Annotated in this window: 15 protein-coding genes and 3 pseudogenes; 4 read left to right on the top strand and 14 right to left on the bottom strand. The window is 64.5% G+C overall.

Translation table 11 applies throughout. The features are described from left to right. Positions 1-88 precede the first annotated feature (88 nt). The 5 genes and pseudogenes from G6N25_RS24565 to G6N25_RS06970 form a co-directional block, all read right to left on the bottom strand. Positions 89-721: pseudogene (locus tag G6N25_RS24565) on the bottom strand (PGRS repeat-containing protein); the annotation flags it as partial. Positions 722-2,786: 2,065 nt separating this feature from the next. Next, positions 2,787-3,836, bottom strand: a complete 1,050-nt coding sequence (locus tag G6N25_RS06985) for an AAA family ATPase (RefSeq protein WP_083077601.1) — start codon at positions 3,834-3,836, stop codon at positions 2,787-2,789. Positions 3,837-3,937: 101 nt separating this feature from the next. Beyond that, on the bottom strand, positions 3,938-5,263 hold the full coding sequence (locus G6N25_RS06980; RefSeq protein ID WP_083077602.1) for a hypothetical protein: 1,326 nt from the start codon (positions 5,261-5,263) through the stop codon (positions 3,938-3,940). Positions 5,264-5,355: 92 nt separating this feature from the next. Further along, a pseudogene (locus tag G6N25_RS24455) lies at positions 5,356-6,057 on the bottom strand (PGRS repeat-containing protein); the annotation flags it as partial. A gap of 1,969 nt (positions 6,058-8,026) precedes the next feature. Beyond that, a complete protein-coding gene (locus G6N25_RS06970; protein ID WP_163672388.1) occupies positions 8,027-9,094 on the bottom strand; it encodes an AAA family ATPase in 1,068 nt (355 codons plus the stop codon). Positions 9,095-9,321: 227 nt separating this feature from the next. On the opposite strand from G6N25_RS06970, the gene G6N25_RS24450 reads away from it, so the two are divergent. Together G6N25_RS24450 and G6N25_RS06965 are read left to right on the top strand one after the other, a co-directional pair. Beyond that, the gene (locus G6N25_RS24450; protein WP_408632422.1) at positions 9,322-9,786 is read left to right on the top strand and encodes a transposase; all 465 of its coding nucleotides are present in this window, start codon (positions 9,322-9,324) and stop codon (positions 9,784-9,786) included. After that, positions 9,759-10,636 (top strand): annotated as a pseudogene (locus G6N25_RS06965) (IS256 family transposase). Before G6N25_RS24450 ends, G6N25_RS06965 begins: the two are co-directional and overlap by 28 nt. A gap of 119 nt (positions 10,637-10,755) precedes the next feature. On the opposite strand, the gene G6N25_RS06960 reads toward G6N25_RS06965, so the two are convergent. From G6N25_RS06960 to G6N25_RS06930, 8 genes are all read right to left on the bottom strand, one after another. Beyond that, positions 10,756-12,030 (bottom strand): hypothetical protein, encoded by a 1,275-nt coding sequence (locus G6N25_RS06960; protein WP_163672386.1) that lies wholly within the window; start codon positions 12,028-12,030, stop codon positions 10,756-10,758. An 86-nt stretch (positions 12,031-12,116) separates the two neighbouring features. Further along, positions 12,117-13,400, bottom strand: coding sequence for a PGRS repeat-containing protein (locus G6N25_RS06955; RefSeq protein WP_142272838.1), 1,284 nt, complete (start codon positions 13,398-13,400; stop codon positions 12,117-12,119). 1,529 nt (positions 13,401-14,929) lie between these two features. Beyond that, positions 14,930-15,343, bottom strand: coding sequence for an alpha/beta hydrolase family protein (locus tag G6N25_RS06950; RefSeq protein WP_232065707.1), 414 nt, complete (start codon positions 15,341-15,343; stop codon positions 14,930-14,932). Positions 15,344-15,462: 119 nt separating this feature from the next. Continuing rightward, a complete protein-coding gene (locus G6N25_RS24445; protein WP_264055556.1) occupies positions 15,463-16,128 on the bottom strand; it encodes an FAD-dependent monooxygenase in 666 nt (221 codons plus the stop codon). After that, positions 16,055-16,423, bottom strand: a complete 369-nt coding sequence (locus G6N25_RS24440) for an FAD-dependent monooxygenase (protein WP_142272837.1) — start codon at positions 16,421-16,423, stop codon at positions 16,055-16,057. Before G6N25_RS24440 ends, G6N25_RS24445 begins: the two co-directional genes overlap by 74 nt. Before the next feature lie 5 nt (positions 16,424-16,428). Further along, the gene (locus tag G6N25_RS24435) at positions 16,429-16,584 is read right to left on the bottom strand and encodes an FAD-dependent monooxygenase (protein WP_408632426.1); all 156 of its coding nucleotides are present in this window, start codon (positions 16,582-16,584) and stop codon (positions 16,429-16,431) included. A gap of 33 nt (positions 16,585-16,617) precedes the next feature. After that, positions 16,618-17,109 (bottom strand): cupin domain-containing protein, encoded by a 492-nt coding sequence (locus G6N25_RS06935; RefSeq protein WP_083076768.1) that lies wholly within the window; start codon positions 17,107-17,109, stop codon positions 16,618-16,620. Between the two features lie 25 nt (positions 17,110-17,134). Continuing rightward, positions 17,135-18,049, bottom strand: a complete 915-nt coding sequence (locus tag G6N25_RS06930) for an SDR family NAD(P)-dependent oxidoreductase (RefSeq protein ID WP_083076764.1) — start codon at positions 18,047-18,049, stop codon at positions 17,135-17,137. A gap of 104 nt (positions 18,050-18,153) precedes the next feature. Here G6N25_RS06930 and G6N25_RS06925 point away from each other — a divergent pair, with 104 nt between their 5' ends. Next, positions 18,154-18,720, top strand: coding sequence for a TetR/AcrR family transcriptional regulator (locus tag G6N25_RS06925; RefSeq protein WP_083076761.1), 567 nt, complete (start codon positions 18,154-18,156; stop codon positions 18,718-18,720). Positions 18,721-18,928: 208 nt separating this feature from the next. Next, positions 18,929-20,554, top strand: coding sequence for a chaperonin GroEL (groL, locus tag G6N25_RS06920; protein ID WP_083076757.1), 1,626 nt, complete (start codon positions 18,929-18,931; stop codon positions 20,552-20,554). Between the two features lie 190 nt (positions 20,555-20,744). Here groL and G6N25_RS06915 read toward each other — a convergent pair whose 3' ends face one another. Continuing rightward, positions 20,745-21,158 (bottom strand): hypothetical protein, encoded by a 414-nt coding sequence (locus tag G6N25_RS06915; RefSeq protein WP_083076754.1) that lies wholly within the window; start codon positions 21,156-21,158, stop codon positions 20,745-20,747. Positions 21,159-21,183: the final 25 nt, after the last annotated feature.

Below are 21,183 nucleotides of genomic sequence, written 5' to 3'. Positions count from 1 at the left end.
CACTACATTCACAGGGGTATTAGCCGTGGGTCCCATTTGTGCCGGCCGCACCGATCTGGCCGAGGATCCCGGCGAGACCACCGAGTCCCCCCTTGCCGCCGGCGTAGCCGTAGCCGGGAGTGGCGCTACCGCCGTTGCCGCCAACACCGCCATTGCCGGCCAGTAGCCCGCTGAAACCGCCGGCACCACCGGCACCACCGCCCCCGTAAGCACCGCCGCCGCTAGGGGCATTGGGGGCGTTGCCGCCAGCCCCGCCGTTACCGACTAGCCAGGCCGCGTTACCGCCGGCACCGCCCTTACCGGTGTACCAACCGCCAGGGCCGGCATTGCCGCCGGCACCGCCGGCACCGCCGTTACCGAACAGGATGCCGGCGGCACCGCCAGCGCCACCGACACCGTTACCGGCTGAACTGCTGGTGTAACCGAAGCCACCGACACCACCGGCACCCCCATTGCCCATCAAGATGCCGCCGACACCACCGATACCACCGGTGCCGCCTACCCCGCTGGCATTGCTGAAGCCGGCACCACCGACCCCGCCGTTGCCGATCAGCCCGGCAGCCCCGCCCGCGAAACCGGTGTGGTGAGCGGCGGTGCCGGCCGCCCCGGTCCCGCCGTTGCCGAACAAAAACCCGCCATCGGCGAGGCTGCCATTAGCCCCGATACCGCCGATCGGCGAGGTGTTGGCGCCGGTGAAACCATTGACACCGTTACCGATCAGGTCGCGTCCGAACAGGGCGACGAACGGGCCGTTGATCACTCCGTCGACTTGTTGGCCGGTGGGGCTGGCGATCCAGGTTTGCCCGGCGGTATAGACCATGGTGTAGACGTTGCTGAACGCCCCGTACACCAGGTTGTTCAGCGCGGCCTTAGGCGAGTTCGCCGCAGCGACCGCCGCGTCTAGCCCGCCACCACTAAAGGCCGCCGCCGCGCTGGCATGCAGGCCTTCCAGGGCCGCGTTCAGGCCGCCGGTGTTGAAGGCGGCGGCGCTGGCGGTGAGGCTGTTGGTGATGCTGGCCAGGGCGGCCGAATGCACCCCCTGGAAGGCCGCCGCGCTGGCGTTGAGGCTGTTGGTGAGGCCTTGGAGGGCGCCGGTGTGAAGGCCCGCGAGCGCTCCCGCGCCGATACCGTTGATCGCGGTGGTACCCGCGGCGGCGGCCGTGCTGGCGGCGCCCATCACGGGTTGGATGATCGGGTTGATGATCAGGTCCAGCACCCCCGCCTGCGCCGAAGGTGCGGCAACCACCGGTGTCATGGTGGCGGTCAGCAACGCACCCGCGGCCGTACCCAGGCCGACCACACGGCCACGGCTCGCCGCCTTGGTGTTGCGGCGATCCCGCCGCCTCATGCTGTGCTGTTTACGCTTCATCTGGGCGCCTTCCTGTCATGACCGATAAAACGAGGTGTGCGGGCCGTACTTGAGAAAAAAGCCAGGTACTGGCCGTTGTTGATCTGGTTCACCCTGTGTTTCTGGCTGGTAACAGAGGTGAACATACCTATGAATTACATCGAGAAAATCGCGCAATGAAATGGATACTGAGCTGCGGTGGAAGGAAATTAGCAGCAAAGTCTCCACTCGAAGTGACTCTAAAATTATTGGCTTTTCGAAATGCTCGCGGACGCCGCCACCGCCCACGGCTTAGTGGTATTTCTGCTTGTTGCCTGCCATCGAGATTGGGGGCATCGTCGAGTATCAACCCGGCGGTAGTGCGGTCGTGTTGTCGGTCACCCGCCGAGGCGCGTGGCGCGGGAAGGCAAACGTCTCTATCGGGGTGGGGGCCGCGATCGGGAGGGTCTGCGGGAGGGTCTGGTAGGCGGGTGCGGCCGGGTCGGCGGGCCGGCCAGGTGTGGGAATCTCGTCGGCGGTGACGAAGACGTTTCTTAGCGATCGTCTTTGAGGACAGCGTAATTAGGGGTTCTTGCCCTGGTGCCCGGGTGAGTGGCTGCCGCTTCTCGGTGTCCCCTACTGGCCGGTGTGGGTAGTGGGTGTCTTGTCTTTGTGTGGGCCGGCGCAGCGTGTTTGACGCGGGAATCGACGGTGATGGTCGCTGCGGGCTGGCCGGGGTGGCGGGTGTTGTTCGAGGTGTCTACCTGGACGGTGACATGGGGTCGGGTCGGGCAGAGGAATCGCGACGGCTGAGGGTGATCCTGAGAAAAAGTAAGTTTGGCTCCTGGTGGCATCGGGTTAGGACGATGTGTCGGATGCATGCTGGCGCAGCCAGCAGCAGCAAACTGAGTTATTCGCTGTATTCCGTGCCAAATAGCCTAATGGTAATGGGTGCAGCTATCGTGAGTGAGGGGTGGGTACGGGTCGGGCTTGTTACCGGCAGGTACTTTCACACTGAACTATCACAGTGCCGAAGAGCTGTTGCTGATATACGCGGTAGCAGCATGCTCACCAGTGTTTTCGCAAATTTTCGGGGATTGCTGGACGGTGTGTTTTCGAAGTGATCGGCAAATGTCTACCGAAAACCCTGTGGGCTCAGGTTCTTCATAGGTATGGCCACCTCGTCATCCAGCTCGGGTATGGCCACCTCGTCATCCAGCTCGGGTATGGCCACCTCGTCATCCAGCTCGCACTCGGAAGGTCAGATTCGAGTAGCCACCGGAATGTTTACCATCGCTGATTCCATGGCAGCAGGTCACACACGTGTTCGACTGTGTTGACTGTCGCCACGACGCGTGGTCGACGCATCGTCAATGGGGGAAGACAACAGCTGTCGAGAGACGCCCGGCCTTACCGGTGTGAGGACGGAAGCTTCTCATGCGGGTGTTGTGGATTAGCGTTATCCGGTTGTCGAAGGTGTTGGTGTTTCCTGGGTTTGGGTGTTGGGGAATAGGCGTTGGTAGGCTGATATTGCGGTGGCTGGGCGTGTTGCGGTGATCGCGCGCCCCATGTCGGTGGCGTTGACCTGAAGAACACGAGGATCGGTGCGCATGAGTTGTCTGAGGTCGCGGCGGTTCGGTGCACGCCGATGCAGCCTGCGGACTCGCGCACGCTGACACGCCCCGATCACCTCATGGACATAGTGGGCATTGCCGGCGGCATCGAGCAACGTGCCATTGCCGTAGGGGATTGACTGCAATCGAATCACTTCCTCACCCAACAGGTCCCACGCCGCATCGTGTACCACGAGGCGTTCCTTAGCGGCGAAGCGGCGCCCGATACCCACAATGTCGGCCGGGGTGTAGCTGGCAAAGGTCACGGTGAAGGGAAACCGAGCGGCCAGCCCGGCATGGACCGTCAAGAAGTCCCGCATCGGGCGGGCATAGCCGGCCATGATGACCACCAGCTCGTCGCGGTAGGCCGCCATACACGTCAACAGGGCGTAGATCGCTTCTATCCCCCAACAGGGGTCGTCGTCGGTGTCGGGGGCCAGCTGGTAGGCCTCGTCGATAAACAGCACCCCGCCGCGTGCGCGGGCGCAGACCTGCTGCATCCTGCTGGTCGCGCTGCCCGAGGGGCCGTCCACGGCGATGTCGGCTGCGCTGACCACGGTGACCTCCGGGCGCGTGATCATGTCCCACCCGAACAGCACTTCACTGATCACCCGGGCGAACGTCTTTTTCGCCGTGCCGGGTGCACCCAGAAACACCAGGTGGTTTTCCCTGATTGCGCCGCCGGGTTCGACACCGTGCCGGCCGGCCTCCAGTGCGGTGCGCCATACCTGGAAGTGTTCTTTGGCCTCGGCTAAACCGATTAGTTCATCGATACGCGCTTGCGCCCAGTCGAGAACCTCTTGACGCTCGCAAGCCAGGGCGGTACCCGCATATGCACCCGGTCGGCACCAGTCTTCTGCCAGTGCCAGGTCGGCCATACTGTTGACATTGCTCATCGGCACCTCCGCTACCGGGTCCCACGCAGATCGGGCCTGTCCCGCCTAGCACTGGCGCGTGGTTGCCACCTGTGCTGGGCGGGTTTGGCCCGCACTGCAACTCAGAACAGCGACGTAAGGAGGTGAGCCGCCAGTGTCCCCAGCTGAGGCGCCAGCGTCCCAGCAAGGTTCGTCGCCAGCGACGGGGCAATGCCCGAGAGATCCGCCGCGAGCGACGGAGCAATCCCCGAGAAATCGGCCGCGATCGACGGAGCTATGCCACCGAGGTTAGCCGCGATCGACGGGGCAATGCTGGCGACACCAGCCGGAGCAGCGAACGCCGCACCCCCCAAGCCGACCTGGCCACCTAAGAACCCGAGGAAGCTCTGATACACGTTGAGCAACTCATCGACCCACATGTTCGGGGTCGGCCAACCCGTGGTTACCTGGCTCGCCAATTGCGAGAACGCGTTGGCAAGACTGCCACCCTGCAAAATGTTGGGGGTGGTGATGGTGCCTGCTACCCGATTATTAACGACTATCTCCGACGCGAGTGTCTGGGGGATCCAAGCCACCAACGTGTCCAGCAGGCCAGGCTTTGTCAACGAGGTGGTGGGGCTGAGGATACCGGTGCCGCCCAAGACTTCCAGGGGATCGTATCCGTTGAGGACTGCTCCCGCGAGCATCCCCGGGATATTGAGCAAATTGCTCACCCCCGCCGGCAGGTCACCAGCGGCGAACCCGTCGTAAGCATTCTGAACACCGACGCCAAGGGCACTGACGATGCTTTGGCCCACACCTATAGCAAAAAAGGCCCCAAGCATTGACACGATCGATGCACTGAGCTGACTCGGCTCGTTAAAAGCGACGTTGCCAAGGGCCGCGAAGTTGGTCGACATGTAGGCGAGGATGGTCGGAATGGATTCCATCGGTTGAAATATTGAGGCGACTGGCGAGAACCAGAGCAGCCGGTACAGGTCCTCGAAACCGTTGATGAAGTCACCTTGGTGAAAGCTACTGATCACGCCGGTAAGCAAGGGGTAAACCGAGTAACCGGTCATATTAGTGAAGAATTGGTACGCGCCGTTGACGGCGCCCTTGTACGCATTGTGGACGCCGCCGACGTAGATGCTCGCGTAGGTGATCCAGTTCGCGGCCAGCTGCTGGGCCAGTGGGAAGAAAATCGTGCCCCCAGTGCTCATGTTGCTTCCAATCGTTTGCAGGTTGGCGCCCGCTTGTTGGAAGACGTTGATCCAGGTTTGGATGGGGTTGACGACCCCGGGGTCGCTGCTCAGCAGCTCGACCGCGCGGTACTGGGCGGTGGTGACGCTGCGCTGGAGGTCGGAGGCCGCGTCGTTGGAGACTGCCGGGGTGAGGGCGATCAGGCTGGCGCCGACTGCCGCGGCGCCCGCGGTGATGAGGGGTCGAAGGACTGTTCGCTGGTGCATGGGTGTTGTTCCTTTGCTGTCTGTGGTCTAGGTAGTCGTGGGCATGCAGAGGCCATTTCGCCCAAGGGGTATTAGCCGGGGGCTCCGGGGGTGCCAGCCGTACCGTTTAAGCCGAGGATCCCGGCGTAGCCGCCGAGACCTCCCATGCCGCCGGTACCAACTCTGCTGGTGTCGGCGGCGCCGTTACCGCCGTTACCGCCACTGCCACCGACGCCAGCCAGCAGCCCACTGAAGCCACCGGCGCCACCGGCGCCGCCGTTGCCGACGGCGCCGGTGCCGCTCGCAACGGCTGTACCGTTATTGCCAAGACCCCCGGCGCCGCCGTTACCGATCAGCCAGGCGGCGTTACCGCCGGCCCCGCCAGCCCCGCCATCGAAACCTTTAACCGCGCTCACGCCGGACGCGCCGCCGACACCGCCGGCGCCACCGTTGCCGAACAGGATGCCGGCGGCACCGCCGACACCACCGACACCGCCTTTATTGGTAGCGGCGGCACCGCCGGCACCGCCGGCACCGCCATTGCCCATCAGGATGCCGCCGACACCACCGATACCACCGGTGCCGCCTACCCCGCTGGCAGTGCTGAAGCCGGCACCACCGACCCCGCCGTTGCCGATCAGCCCAGCGGCCCCGCCGGCGAAACCGGTGGGACTAGAAGCAGTGCCGGCGGCCCCGGTCCCGCCGTTGCCGAACAAAAACCCACCATCGGCGAGGCTGCCATTAGCCCCGATACCCCCGATCGGTGAGGTGTTGGCGCCGGTGAAACCATTGACGCCGTTGCCGATCAGGTCGCGCCCGAACAGGGCGACGAACGGGCCGTTGATGACTCCGTCGACTTGCTGGCCGGTGGGGCTGGCGATCCAGGTTTGCCCGGCGGTATAGACCATGGTGTAGACGTTGCTGAACGCCCCGTACACCAGGTTGTTCAGCGCGGCCTTAGGCGAGTTCGCCGCGGCGACCGCCGCGTCTAGCCCGCCACCACTAAAGGCCGCCGCCGCGCTGGCATGCAGGCCTTCCAGGGCCGCATTCAGGCCGCCGGCATTGAAAGCGGCAGCACTGGCGTTAAGGCTGTTGGTGATGCTGGCCAGGGCCGCCGAATGCACACCCTGGAAAGCCGCCGCACCCGCATTAAGACTATTCGTGAGGCCCTGGAGGGCACCGGTGTGCAGGCCCGCCAGTGCACCCGCGCCGATACCGTTGATCGCGGTGGTACCCGCGGCGGCGGCCGTGCCGACGGCGCCCATGATGGGTTGGATGATCGGGTTGATGATCAGGTCCAGCACCCCCGCCTGCGCCGGGGGTGCGGCGATGACCGGGGTCATGGTGGCGGTCAGCAACGCACCCGCGGCCGTACCCAGGCCGACCACACGGCCACGGCTCGCCGCCTTCGCGTTGCGGCGGTCTCGCCTCATGCTGTGCTGTTTACGCTTCATCTGCGCGCCTTCCTGTCATGACCGATAAAACGAGGTGTGCGGGCCGTACTTGAGAAAAAAGCCAGGTACTGGCCGTTGTTGATCTGGTTCACCGTGTGTTTCTGGCTGGTAACAGAGGTGAACATACCTAAGAATTACGTCGAGAAAATCGCGTAATACACTGGATAATTGGTTGTGGTGAGACGAAATTGGCAGCAAAAGAATCCGCTCAAAATAGCCCCGAAAATTATTGGCCTTTCGAAAATGCTTGGCGGCGCTGTCGCACCCGGCGACTGGGTGGCATCGTCGAGTGTCGATCTGAGGGCAGTGTGGCCGTGTTGAGGGTTACATGCCGAGGCTCGTGGTGTGGGAAGGGAACGTCGCTATCGGGTGGGGGCTGCGATCGGGAGGGTCTGGTAGGCGGGTGCGGCCGGGTCGGCGGGCCGGCGAGGTGTGGCGATTTCGTCGGTGTGGATGAAGACGTTTCTCGGCGATCATCTGCTGGGTTTCGGCGATCGTCGTTGAGGACAGCGTGATTAGGGGTTCTTGCCCTGGTGTCTAGGTGAGTGGCTGCCGCTTCTCGGTGTCCCCTACTGGACGGTGTGGGTAGTGGGGTGCTTTGTCTTCGTGTGGGCCGGCGCAGCATGTTTGACGCGGGAATGTCTACCTGGACGGTGACACGGGTCGGGTCGTGCAGAGGATCGCGACGATCGGGGCAATCCTGAGAAAAGATGAGATTACTCCTGGTGGCATGAGTCCATCACGACGTGTCGGCTACATGCCGAGGAAGCGCGCTATAGCAAACTCAGTTATCCGCTGTATTCCGTGCCAAACGACCTTATAGTAATGGGTGCAGCTATCGTGAGTGGGAGGCGGGTACGGGCCGGGCTTGTTACCGGCAGGTACTTTCACACTGAACTATCACAGCGCCGGAGAGATGTTGCTGACATACGCGGTAGTGCATGCTCACCAGTGTTTTCGCGACCTTTTGGGGATTGCTGGACGGCGTGTTTCCGAAGTGATCGGCAAATGTCTACCGAAAACCCTGTGGGCTCAGGTTCTTCTTAGGTACGTACAGTTCGCCGGCCCGGTAAGGACCGGCCCTGCACCGGGAACCACCCAAGCCTGGCTCTTCCTCGGCGAATCGCTTCGTTGTCACCTGCCCTGAAGTGGTTTGCCTAGCAGCCTTTTTAGATGCGGCTGGTCCTCATACCATGCGAGAAAGCGTCGCGGGGATGGCGAGCAGCCGGCACACTCTTCTGGCCGCTGTGACGACATAACAGGCTGTGGCGAGGACCCCAGTCCGTCCGCAATGGTCACTAGCGATGCCGGCGGGTGCCAGTATGTCGATTCATATTCCTGTGGGTGGGTGGGTTGCGGTGAGGGCGCGTTGCATGTCGGTGGTGTTGACGTGGAGAACACCGGGGTTGGTGCGTACGAGGTGTTCGAGGTCACGGCGGTGGGGTGCGAGTCGGTGTAGTCGGCGTAGTCGTGCACGCCGACACGTCAGAATCACGTCACATGCGTAGTGGGCGTTGCCGGCGACGTCGAGCAGCGTGCCGTGGCCGTAGGGGATCGACCGCAACCGGGCCGCTTCGGCGCGCAGTAGTTCCCATGCCGTGTCTTCGACGTGGAGGTTTTCCTTGCCGGCTAAGCGGTGCCCGAGAGCCACGATGTCGTCGGGGGTGGGGCTGGTGAAAGCCACGGTGTGGGGGAATCGACCGGCCAGCCCCGCATGAGCCGTCAAGAACTCCCGCATGGGGGTGGGGTGGCCGGCGAGAATGACGACCAGCTCGCCGCGGTAATCCGCCACGCACGCCTGCAGGGCGGCGATCACATCCCCACCCCAGGAGAGGCTTTCGGTGTGGGGGACCAACTGGTGGGCGTCGTCGAGGAACAACACCCCACCACGCGCGTCGTCGCACACGGTTTTCATTCTGGCGGCGCTGTGTGAAGGATCGTCTACCACGATGTCGTGGGCGGTGATCTCGGTGACTTGTGGGCGGGTGAGGGTGCCTAACCCGAATAGCACTTCAGCGATGATTCGGGCGAACGTTTTTTTGGCTGTGCCCGGTGCGCCGAGGAACACCATGTGGTTTTCTCGGCAGGAGGTCACTGCGCCACCGTGCTCGACACGGTGGTTGTTTTGTAGGGCGGTGCGCCATGTCGTGAAGTGTTCTTTGGCCTCGGCTAGACCGATCAGTTCGTCGATGCGTGCTTGGGCCCACTCCAGCACCTCCTGACACTCCGCGGCCAGGACAGCATCCGCGCGCGCGTCGCGACCGGTGCTGATGGTGACGTTTCGGCATCTGGGCTCCGCGAGCACTGGGCGTGTTCGTGGAATCAGCCAGATACCTGTAGCACCCAGGACCTCGTCAGTGGTGTCTTCGTCATCCCACTCTCGCCAGCCCACAGACATCAGCAACCACCGGTCATACCCGCTGGTGGTACGGGGTTAGCGCCACACCACCACACGGGCGCCACCCACCAGATCCCGGTCATCGTGATACCTGAGCAATGATCAGAACTTGTGGATGAGCCTCGGTGTGGGGGCGTGAAAGTGGGCGCACCTTCCCGAGGATGATCTGAAAGTCCAGTAGCTCTGATCAAGACCGGCGTTGGCGCGCTGGTTGGGAAGGTACGCCCATGCTCACCGTAGTTCACGATGCCGTAGAGGCCAACGGCAACGAGGCCGGCCGGCGGTCGTTGTTGGATGAGATTGTCCGCGATGGTGCCCGGCAGATGCTGGCCGCGGCGCTGGCCGCCGAGGTCGCTGCTTATGTGGAGCAGTTCGCCGATCAGTGCGACGGGGACGGCCGCCGGCTGGTGGTGCGCAACGGCTATCACCAGGCCCGTAAGGTGTTGACCGCGGCTGGCGCTGTCGAGGTCAAAGCGCCGCGGGTCAACGACCGCCGTGTCGATCCCGATTCGGGTGAACGGCAGCGGTTTTCCTCGGCGATCCTGCCCGCGTGGGCACGTAAGTCTCCGCAGATGAGCGAGGTGTTGCCGCTGCTGTACTTGCATGGGCTGTCCAGCGGTGACTTCACCTCGGCGCTGGAGCAGTTCCTCGGCTCGGGCGCGGGTTGTCGGCCTCGACGATCACCCGCCTGACCGCGCAGTGGCAAGACGAAGCCGCCGCGTTCGGCCGCCGCGATCTGTCCGGCACCGATTACGTCTACCTGTGGGTCGACGGCATCCACCTCAAGGTCCGCCTCGAGCAGACCAAGCTGTGCCTGCTGGTGATGATCGGTGTGCGTGCTGATGGCCGCAAGGAACTCGTCGCGCTCACCGACGGGTATCGGGAGTCGGGCGAGTCGTGGGCTGATCTGCTGCGTGATTGCCGCCGCCGCGGGATGGCCGCCCCGGTGCTCGCGGTCGGTGACGGTGCGCTCGGATTCTGGAAGGCCGTGCGGGAAGTCTTCCCGGCCACCAAGGAGCAGCGCTGCTGGTTTCACAAGCAGGCCAATGTCCTTGCTGCACTGCCGAAGTCAGCGCATCCGAGCGCATTGGCGGCGCTCAAGGACATCTACAACGCCGAGGACATCGACAAGGCCCAAGTCGCAGTCAAGGCCTTCGAGGCCGACTTCGGCGCCAAGTACCCAAGGCGGTCGCCAAGATCACCGACGACCTGGACACCTTGCTGGAGTTCTACAAGTACCCGGCCGAACACTGGATCCATTTGAGGACGACGAATCCGATCGAATCGACGTTCGCCACGGTGCGGCTGCGGACCAAGGTGACCAAGGGGCCGGGATCACGCGCGGCGGGTATTGCCATGGCCTACAAGCTGATCGACGCCGCCCAGGCCCGCTGGCGGGCCGTCAACGCCCCGCACCTGGTCGCCCTGGTGCGCGCCGGAGCGGTCTTCCACAAAGGCAAACTGCTCGAACGCCCCACCGACATCACCCCACCGACACCGTCCTCAGACAGCGACCAGCACACCGGAACGGAGGTCGCCTGAAAAACCCCGATCCACAAGTCTTGACAATTTCTCGTGATACCTCCCACACCCGGGCGTATGCCGGCGACCGCTGATCGGGCCGCCGGCACACCACCGCAGCAACAACGAAATGGTGGGGCTTACAGCGCCGACAGGATGTGCAGCGCAACCTTGGAGAGGTCGACCGACAGGGTTGTCGCCAACGACCCCGCCAGATTCGCCCCCAACGACCCCGCCACCTCCGCCGCCAACGACGGACCCAACGACCCCGCAATATTGGTCACCGCCGCCGGATCAAACGCCTTCAACACACCAGCCGACAAACCAGGCAAGGCACTAGCTGCCGGGGCCAAGGCCGCAAAGCCACTTCCATTCGCCGCCGCGGCGGCCGCCGCACTAGGAATACCCGCATAAGTACGGATGACGTTGAGTAGGTTGTCGAAGACGATCTGTGGGGTGGGAAACCCAGTAGTCACCACGTTCCCCAAGTACCCCAACGCATACGAGAGGCTGCCGCCACTCATGATGTTCTGGGCGTTGGGAGCGACGATCTTTGACGCAAGCCCCTGAGGCGTCGTTAGCGCGAGATACGAGAGGAAACTAGGGGTCGATTCACTGATTAGGCCGCTGATGTAGACCCCTTTTGCGTTGAGACTACCGTTGAGGCCTGCGTTTATCACTTCGCCGGGGACATCAATCGCGTTGATCAGACCACCCACTGGATCCCCTGCCGCAAATGAATTGTAGACATTTTGGAGGGCGGCACCCAGCGCCAGCTCCATCTGATTTGGCACGTTAGTGAGAAGGCTTCCAAGAACATTAGACATAGCCGTAACCGTCAGATAACTACTCGCGTTCGAGAGGTTCGCCGTGATGGGATTAATGATTTGGGGAATGCTTTCGAGTGGATGCGCGACCTGAAGGACAAATTCATTCCAAAGGGCCTGGTAAAGCGTGCTAACCGCACCGGAAATATTACCCACTTGCGCCTCAGTGACCGCGCCTTGAAGGCGGGGTATGAAACTGCCGACATTAGTTTTAACATTGTAGGGGATGGTCCCGAGATAATAGCCGACAGCACCGTTTGCGGCCGCTTGATAATACCCGACATAGCTGGATCCGTAGTGCAAAAAGTTGGCTGCGATCTGCTGCGATGCCACGAAAGGGTACGCTTGGAATTGTGTGGCGATCGACTGGAGGTTGAGACCCGCCGTCTCGAAGGTGTCGATCCAGGTTTGGATGGGGTTGGCGACGTAGTCGGTGAGTTCGACCGCGCGTTGCTGCAGATCGGTCATGCTGTGTTGGATGTCGGCGGCCAGATCGTTGGAGACCGCCGGTGTGAGGGCGATCATGCCCGCGGATAGGGCCCCGGCAACCGCGGTGACGAGGGGCAGAGAGCCTGCTAGCTGTTTCATGTGCGTTTACTTCCTTTGCTGTGGGTGATCTAGGTGTCCGGAGCCTCCACGCTGCGGCGTCGAGAGGCGGTAGGGTCTAGCAGCGGCTAGGGATTTACGCTGCCGGGGGAGCCGTTTTGGCCGAGGAGCCCGGCGAGGCCGCCGGCGCCGATAACCTTGGCGGTAGTAGCGTTGCCGCCGGTGCCGCCGTTGCCGGCGAGCATCCCGCCCAAACCACCCGCACCGCCCTTTGAGCCGCCGGATGCGCTACCACCGAGGCCCCCGTTGCCGACCAGCCAGGCGCTGTTCCCGCCGGTACCCCCGGCGCCGGTGACTGTGGCGGTGCCGACGGGGCTACCGGCGCCGCCGGTGCCACCGTTGCCGAACAAGAAGCCACCGGCGCCGCCTTGGCCACCATCCCCGCCGAAGAGGCCGATAGTGTCGCCGCCGATGCCACCGGCGCCGCCGTTGCCCATCAGAATGCCGCCGGGACCGCCGGCGCCCCCGATGTTCAGGTTGAGCCCCGAGCTGGTGATGTTCGCGCCTGTTCCCCCGTTGCCGCCGTTGCCGATCAGCCCGGCGGCCCCACCGGCCAGGCCGGCGGGATTAGTGGCGGTGCCGGCCGCACCGGTTCCGCCGTTGCCGAACAGGAATCCGCCGCTTTGCAGGTTGCCGAAGAGTCCGGTTTGGCCGAGCAGCGTGGTGTTGGGGCCGTTGAATCCGTTGACGCCGTTGCCGATCAGGTCGCGCCCGAACAGGTAGAGGAAGGGGGCGTTGAGTATCCCGTCCACTTGCTGACCGGTCGGGCTGACAAGCCACGACTGCCCGGCCGTGTAGATCATGTTGTAGACATTGCTGAAACCGCCATACACGAGGTTATTCAGCTGCACATTCCCCGCAGAATTAGCCGCGGCCGCGCTAAGCCCCCCACCACTAAAGGCAGCAGCAGCGCTGGCATGCAGGCCTTCCAGGGCCGCGTTCAGGCCGCCGGTGTTGAAGGCGGCAGCGCTGGCGGTGAGGCTGTTGGTGATGCTGGCCAGGGCGGCCGAATGCACGCCTTGGAAGGCCGCCGCGCTGGCGTTGAGGCTATTGGTGATGCCCTCGAGGGCTGCGGTATGCAGGCCTGCGAGCGCACCCGCGCCGATACCGTTGATCGCGGTGGTGCCCGCGTTAGCGGCGGTGCCGACGGCGCCCATCACTGGTTGGATGATGGGGTTGATGATCATGTCGAGCACCCCGGCCTGAGCGGGCGGCGCGGCGGCCATCGGTGCCCCCACGGCGGTCAGCAACGCGCCGGCGGCGGTACCCAGGCCGACGACACGGCCACGACGAGCGGCCTTGGCGTTGCGTGAGCGGTGGTCTCGCCTCATGTTGTGCTGTTTACGCTTCATCTGGGCGCCTTCCTGTCGTGACCGATAAAACGAGGTGTCCGGGCCGTACTTAAGAAAAGACTGGGTACTGGCCGTTTTTGATCTGGTTCACCGTGTATTTCTGGCTGGTAACAGAGGTGAACATACCTGAGAATTACATCGAGGAATTTATGCAATTAAATGGTTAATGAGCTGCGGTGATGGGAAATTGGCAGCAAAAAAATCTGCTGAAAATAACCCTAAAATTATTGGTCTTTTGAAATGCTTGCGGGTGCTGCTACACCCAAGATTGGGTGGCGTTTCTGTCCAGCGGGCAACTGCGCACGGCGCACGGCTGGCCAAGCGTGGGTCTCACGACCGCTGCTGTCAGGAAGTGTCTTGGTCAACGCTGACGTGATCGTCAAACGTCGCTGGCCCGTCGACGCCCGGCTGCACGTTGATGGAGACCGCGCCCCGTCGCGGGTGACGCCATTGTGCTGTATGTGCGCCTATCCCTGCAGGGTTGGTGGTGTAGCGGGTCAAACGTCGGTGGGCATGGCTCCTCGCGGTGGCCGCCGCAGCGCACCTGATGCGGGAATTGACGGCGATGGTCACCGGCGGGCTGGGCCCGGGGGTGACTAGTGCTTGGAGGTGTCTACCTGGACGGCGACACGGGTCGCGTCCATCAGAGGATCGCAAGGGTTGGGGGCAATCTCACTTTTTCTCAGGTTTGCGTCCGATGGCCTAGGACCATCACGACATGTCGGAGACATGCTTCCGAAGTGGACAGCAGCAAACTCAGTTATTCGCCGTATGCCTTGCCAAACAGTCCTATGGCAATGGATGGAGCTATCTTGAGTGGGGAGTGGGTGCGGGTCCTGCTTGTTACCGGTAGGTACTTTCAAACTGAACTATCGAAGCCTCGAATAGAGATTGCTGAAGCACGCAAGAATAGTGTGTATACCAGGTACTCATCTACTTCATAGAGATTGCTGGACTGCGTGTTCCTGAAGTGATCGGCAAATGTCCACCGAAAGTCCCGCCGACTCAGGTTCTTCTCAGGTACGTACAGCTCGCCGACCCGTAAGAACCGACCCTCACCATGAACCACCCAACCCGGGGCCCCCTCAAGGTCGAACGACGAGACAGGCTCCACTCACGTCACGGACCGCTCAGTCGCTTCCCTCGCAAGGCTTTCCGACGCTGGGCCTCAACCCAGCCCAACTTCCACACCAGACCACCAGCCTGCCACCGGACCTCTGGTGCTGGCGCCGCCGGCACCGGTGCCGAGGATTCCTCGACCGGCCGCTACTCCGCCACTTCAGCCCTCTGCGCGACTCACCGCGAGACCTCCGGTCCAAAACCACCTGAAGCCCATTGGCGATGCGGCAAACACGTTCAAGCAGAATCCCCGGCTCAGCATCGGTGTGCGCGGACCCAACGCGACCGTTTTGGGTTGGCGTGGTTGTCGGGTTTAGCCGAGGCGGCGGGTGGTGAGTGGGCGGACCTCGGCGATGCGGGAGTAGTCGCCGTCGACATGCACGACTCCTAAGCCGTGATGTCGGGCGGTTTCAGCGATCAGCAGGTCGGGGATTGGGGACCGCCACATCTGCTCCGAGGCAAGCAGCTCCACATCGACGTGGTCGGATGCCCATCTTCCAGGTGTCCACCCCACTGGCGATCAGCACCGGCCGGGCCGCATAGTGGCCTTCGGCGGAATGCAGGTGGATGGGCACCTCGACGGTGCCGTCGCGGTAGGGCACTGTGATGATGCGACGTTCAAAGGCCACCTGGAAATCCTTGGCCGCCAACTGGAAGTGCTCGAGCTGGTTCTGCAAGGCCCGCACCCGCGCCTGGTCCGTCAGGCAGGGGAACTTCGCGCAGCCGTAGGCCAGTGACGCCATGCGGTGGTCGCCGCGGTCGGCGTATTCGGCGCCCAGCTTCGACCACTCGTAAACCCAGCCGCCGGGCGCGTCGGCCCACATGTCTGTCACGGCGGTCCGGACCGCTCGATGTCGTCGAGCGGGACGCCGAATTTCTCGAATTGGCCAGTACGGTCGGTGAACGTGTCCGCGGTGGCGATGTCGTAGGTGTACATGGGTATTCAGCTCCTGATCTTGACGAAGTAGTCGGCCACGGTGGTCGCGTCGTCCAGGGCGGCGACAGCGCCGAGGTAGCCGTCCGGGCGGATCACGATGCGCCCGCCGTTCCCGAGTCTGAACCGCTGTGCCACAACGCCGTTCGAGGCAGCGATAACGGTGTCGTACCCCGCGACCGGGGTGTCTTCCGCGGTCACCAGAACCTGCACTTGACCTTTCGTCGCGGCCGGTGCCACCTGCCCGCGCGCGACGGTGACCACGACGTGACCCGTGTTCTGCGCGCCGCGCACCGCGCTGAGTTGCTTCTGCACCGCTGCGTCCATGACATCTGGAACATGGTCGCCGGCAACTACTTTGGCGCGCCGCCGGCGTTTCCCCACGGCGATCGGGCTGTTCCGATACGTGATGTTGACCTCTTCCGCCGTGTCGGCCATCATTCGTCGCGCCGCGCGGATATGCGAGAGCATCCGAATCACCACGTCGCGGATACGACGGGGTGCATCGGACAGCGTGTCGGCCTTGGTGAGCCGATCGGTGAACGCGATGACGTTGTCGGCGACGGGGATACGCTCGGCTTGATAGCTGTCCAGCAGCGTGTCACCGCCGTCGCCGTCGATTACCGCTGCCAGCTTCCAGGCCAGGTTGAACGCGTCCTGCATGCCGGTGTTCATGCCCCTGGCCGCCGGCGAGGCTGTGGATGTGGGCGGCATCGCCGGCCAGGAAGACCCGGGCCCAGCGGTAGGCAGGCACCCGCGCGTGGTGGATCTCGAAGGTGGTCAGCCGATGTGAATGCACCAGGCGGATACCGCCGATCCGCTTGTCGAGGATCGTCTGCAGTTCGCGCTGGGTCGGTTTCGGGTTCAGCGGGGTGCCGGGCGCGTCGTGCACCTCGGCGAGAAACCGTATCCGCCCGTCCCGCATCGGCAGTACCACCACCGGGCCGTCGGAGGCGAAGAAGGTGTGCATCGAGTTCAGGTCGAGTGAGTGCTCGGCGTCGACGTCCCGAGCAGAAAGCGTTCCCCGACAAACGAACCCGCGAGTTTGGTGCCGACCAGTTTGCGCACCGTGCTGTGGGCGCCGTCGGCCCCGATCACCCAGGAGGCGTTGGCTTGCTCGGTAACCTGCAGCGCTACGTCGATGGCGACCTGGCTACCTGACTACTAGATGAAGAAGTTGTCGTGGCGGATGAACCACTCCCTGCGTTGGCCATCCGTCATGTCGGCCAGCGCACCGAAACCTTCGAAGTAGGCCTCGCGTGGGGCGCCGGGGGCGAAGAGCATCAGGATCGATGCCGGTTCGTCGGCCTCGTTGCGGAAACCATGGATGCCGCCGGGCGGGACGTACAAGAAGTCACCCTGACGACCGTCCATCCACTCGTTGCCGTCGTAGAGCTTCATCGTCCCGGACAACACGAAGAACGCCTCGGACATCGCGCGGTGAAAGTGGGCTGGAGGCCCGCCGCCGGCCGGCGCGATGTCGACCCGGTAGAGGCCGTAGTCGCCGTCGGTGGCCCGCTGATTGGCCAGGTAGTGGTACTTGACGCCGGAGGTTTCGTAGTCCGGCGGCTGATCGGCCCGCTTGAGCCAGGCGCTGGTCTCCGGCTCCTCCTTGGTGTAGCGGGGCGGCGGATACGGTGGCACGACGATCGACATGGGTCCAGTGTGGCCCCCGTCGCGGTCAGTCGATGGGATAGACCACCCCGGTGAGCTCCTCGGAGACGGCCCACAACCGGCGCTGCCGGTCGACGTCGTGCGACTTGGCGCTGGACGTCACGACCTTGGGGTGGCCTCGTGTTTCGGCGAAGCCGTTCGGCCCGTAGTACTGCCCGCCGAGAACGCCGGGGTCGGTGGCGGCGCGCAGTTGCGGCAGCGCGCCGGTGGCCGCGTCCTGGGCGATCAGCGGTTCCAGCAGGCCGTACACGGGCGCGAGCAGCCCGGGCAGATGCCGGGTCAGCTCGGTGCTCGAGCCGCCGGGGTGGGCGGCCGCGGCGATCGTCGTTCCGTGCGGGGCGAGGCGTCGCTGCAATTCGTAGGTGAACAGCAGGTTGGCGAGCTTGGCCTGCCCGTAGGCCGCGACCCTGTTGTAGCGGCGTTCCCACTGCAGGTCGTCGAAGTGAATGTCGGCGCGGATGCGGTGCCCGATGCTGCTGACCGTGACGACGCGGGAACCGGCGACCGGCAGGAGCCGATCCAGCAGCAGGCCCGTGAGCGCGAAGTGGCCGAGGTGGTTGGTGCCGAACTGCAGCTCGAAGCCGTCCTTGGTGGTCGACTTCGACGTCCACATCACCCCGGCGTTGTTGATCAGCAGGTCGATGCGGTCGTACCCGGACCGCAGCTGGTCGGCCGCGGCGCGGATGGACTCCAGCGACGTCAGGTCGAGCTCCTGCAGCGTGACCTCGCCCTTGGGGCTCGTGGCGGCGATCCGCGCGGCGGCGTCCTTGCCCTTGTCGAGGTTGCGCACCGCCAGCACCACGTGGGCGCCGTGCCCGGCCAGGGCCAAGGCGGTCTCGTAGCCGAGGCCCGTGTTGGCTCCGGTGATGACGGTGACGCGGCCCGTCTGGTCGGGAATGTTGGCGGTGGTCCACTTGGCCATGGGGAGCTCCTGAACTAGGTAAGGTAAACGGGGCGAGCGCTCCGGTTGTTGGTCACTATACGGAACGCACGCCCCGCTTTGTCAACCGATTGGGTAGTGAACAGATGGAGCAACCCACACGGCCGTTGCGCGCCGATGCGGCGCGCAACCGCGCCCGGGTGCTGGAAGTCGCCTACGAAACCTTTGCCGCCGAGGGCCTGTCGGTGCCGATCGATGAGGTCGCGCGGCGCGCCGGCGTCGGGGCCGGCACGGTCTACCGCCACTTTCCGACGAAGGAAGCGCTGTTTCGGGCGGTCATCCAGGACCGGATGCAGCGTTTGGTCGACGACGGGTACGCGCTGCTGGAATCCGACGGGCCCGGCGAAGCGGTCTTCAGTTTCCTGCGCTCGATCGTGTTGCGGTGGGGCGCGACCGACCGCGGGCTGGTCGACGCGCTGGCCGGGTTCGGCATCGACATCGCCAGCGCCGCGCCCGAGGCCGAGGACGCGTTCCTGGCCGTGCTCGGCGAGCTGCTCCGGGCCGCGCAGCAGGCGGGCACCGCGCGCCAAGACATCGGCGTGCGGGAGGTGAAGGCAATCCTGGTTGGATGCCAGGCGATGGAGGCGTACAACCCGGCGCTGGCGGAGCGGGTGACCGACGTCGTCGTCGACGGTTTGCGCGCCGCGCGATGACGGGCCGCATCGTCACCGGGCGACCTTGCACTCGGCATAGGCGAGTGCTAAGAATGACGTTGGCACTCGCGACTGGTGAGTGCTAGGTCGGGACGGTGAGACCAGCTCTGGTCGTCCGTCGCGGGCACTGCGCCCGGCCAGCGTAAGTAACGGGGTGGCCCACCCGCGGTCATCCGTTTCATTCCCGATCCGGAGGAATCACTTCGCAATGGCCAAGCAAATTGCGTACGACGAAGAGGCCCGCCGCGGCCTCGAGCGGGGCCTGAACGCCCTCGCCGACGCGGTAAAGGTGACGCTGGGGCCCAAGGGCCGCAACGTCGTCCTGGAGAAGAAGTGGGGCGCCCCCACGATCACCAACGATGGCGTGTCCATCGCCAAGGAGATCGAGCTGGAGGACCCGTACGAGAAGATCGGCGCCGAGCTGGTCAAGGAGGTCGCCAAGAAGACCGACGACGTCGCCGGCGACGGCACGACGACGGCCACGGTGCTGGCCCAGGCGCTGGTCAAGGAGGGCCTGCGCAACGTCGCGGCCGGCGCCAACCCGCTCAGCCTGAAGCGCGGCATCGAGAAGGCCGTCGAGAAGGTCACCGAGACCCTGCTCAAGTCGGCCAAGGAGGTCGAGACCAAGGACCAGATCGCGGCCACCGCGGCGATCTCGGCGGGCGACCAGTCGATCGGCGACCTGATCGCCGAGGCGATGGACAAGGTCGGCAACGAGGGCGTCATCACGGTCGAGGAGTCCAACACCTTCGGCCTGCAGCTCGAGCTCACCGAGGGCATGCGGTTCGACAAGGGCTACATCTCGGGCTACTTCGTCACCGACGCCGAGCGTCAGGAAGCCGTCCTGGAGGACCCCTACATCCTGCTGGTCAGCTCCAAGGTGTCGACGGTCAAGGACCTGTTGCCGCTGCTGGAGAAGGTCATCCAGGCCGGCAAGCCGCTGCTGATCATCGCCGAGGACGTCGAGGGCGAGGCGTTGAGCACCCTGGTCGTCAACAAGATCCGCGGCACCTTCAAGTCGGTGGCGGTCAAGGCCCCCGGCTTCGGTGACCGGCGCAAGGCGATGCTGCAGGACATGGCCATCCTCACCGGCGGTCAGGTCATCAGCGAAGAGGTCGGCCTGACCCTGGAGAACGCCGACGTCTCGCTGCTGGGCAAGGCCCGCAAGGTGGTCATCACCAAGGACGAGACCACCATCGTCGAGGGCGCCGGTGACCCCGACGCCATCGCCGGCCGGGTGGCCCAGATCCGCACCGAGATCGAGAACAGCGACTCTGACTACGACCGCGAGAAGCTGCAGGAGCGCCTGGCCAAGCTGGCCGGCGGTGTTGCGGTGATCAAGGCCGGCGCCGCCACCGAGGTGGAGCTCAAGGAGCGCAAGCACCGCATCGAGGACGCGGTGCGCAACGCCAAGGCGGCCGTCGAGGAGGGCATCGTCGCCGGTGGCGGTGTGGCCCTGCTGCACGCGTCGCCGTCGCTGGAGGAGCTGAAGCTCACCGGTGACGAGGCGACCGGCGCCAACATCGTCCGCGTGGCGTTGGAGGCTCCGCTGAAGCAGATCGCCTTCAACTCCGGGCTGGAGCCCGGCGTCGTCGCCGAGAAGGTCCGCAACTCGCCCGCCGGCACCGGCCTGAACGCCGCCACCGGCGAGTACGAGGACCTGCTGAAGGCCGGCGTCGCCGACCCGGTCAAGGTGACCCGTTCGGCGCTGCAGAACGCGGCGTCCATCGCGGGGCTGTTCCTGACGACCGAGGCCGTCGTGGCCGACAAGCCGGAGAAGGCGGCCGCTCCCGCGGGCGACCCGACCGGCGGCATGGGCGGCATGGACTTCTAAGAAGTCGCCAAGCGAAAAGCCCGGCTCCCCAACAGGAGCCGGGCTTTTTCGTCGCGGGCCAGCCACATTCGCCTGCGGCTTGAGTGTGAACCTACGGCTTTGCGCGTGAAGCCAGGGCGGGATTCCGGCGATTTCTCCGCCCTGGTTTCACTGCCAACGCCCTGGTTTCACTGCCAACGCTCCACGAGGCTCAGGCCGGCAGCGAGAACACCACGCAGTCGTGCAGGCAGCCCTTGGCCGCCTCGGGGGAGTCGGCGTCGCGGTGCAGTAGCGCGCGGGTGGGCACCACGCCCAACCGGGTGGTCTGGTCGTCGACGTCACTGGCCTCGGCGCGGCCGTCGACGATCAGCGAGTAACCGCCGGGCTCGGGCGGGGGCCACAGCAGGGTGACGTCGCCGTGCTGGGCCAAATTTTTCCGGGTGCGGCCGCCGATGAGCCCGACGTCGAGGATCGCGCCGGGGCCGTCCGGAAGGTCGCGCAACGTCGGCTCGACCGTCACGGTGTGCACGCGATAGCCGTCGTCGACGGTGATCAGATACGCGAACGGGTAGTCGGCGAGAGCAGCGGCGAGCCGCTTAACGTCCACCCTCTTCTGCGTGCGCATGGTCTCGAGGATAGGCGCAGGCGGA

This window comes from Mycobacterium heidelbergense (assembly GCF_010730745.1).
Lineage (GTDB): Bacteria > Actinomycetota > Actinomycetes > Mycobacteriales > Mycobacteriaceae > Mycobacterium > Mycobacterium heidelbergense.
This window is presented reverse-complemented; position numbering and strand designations above follow the sequence as displayed.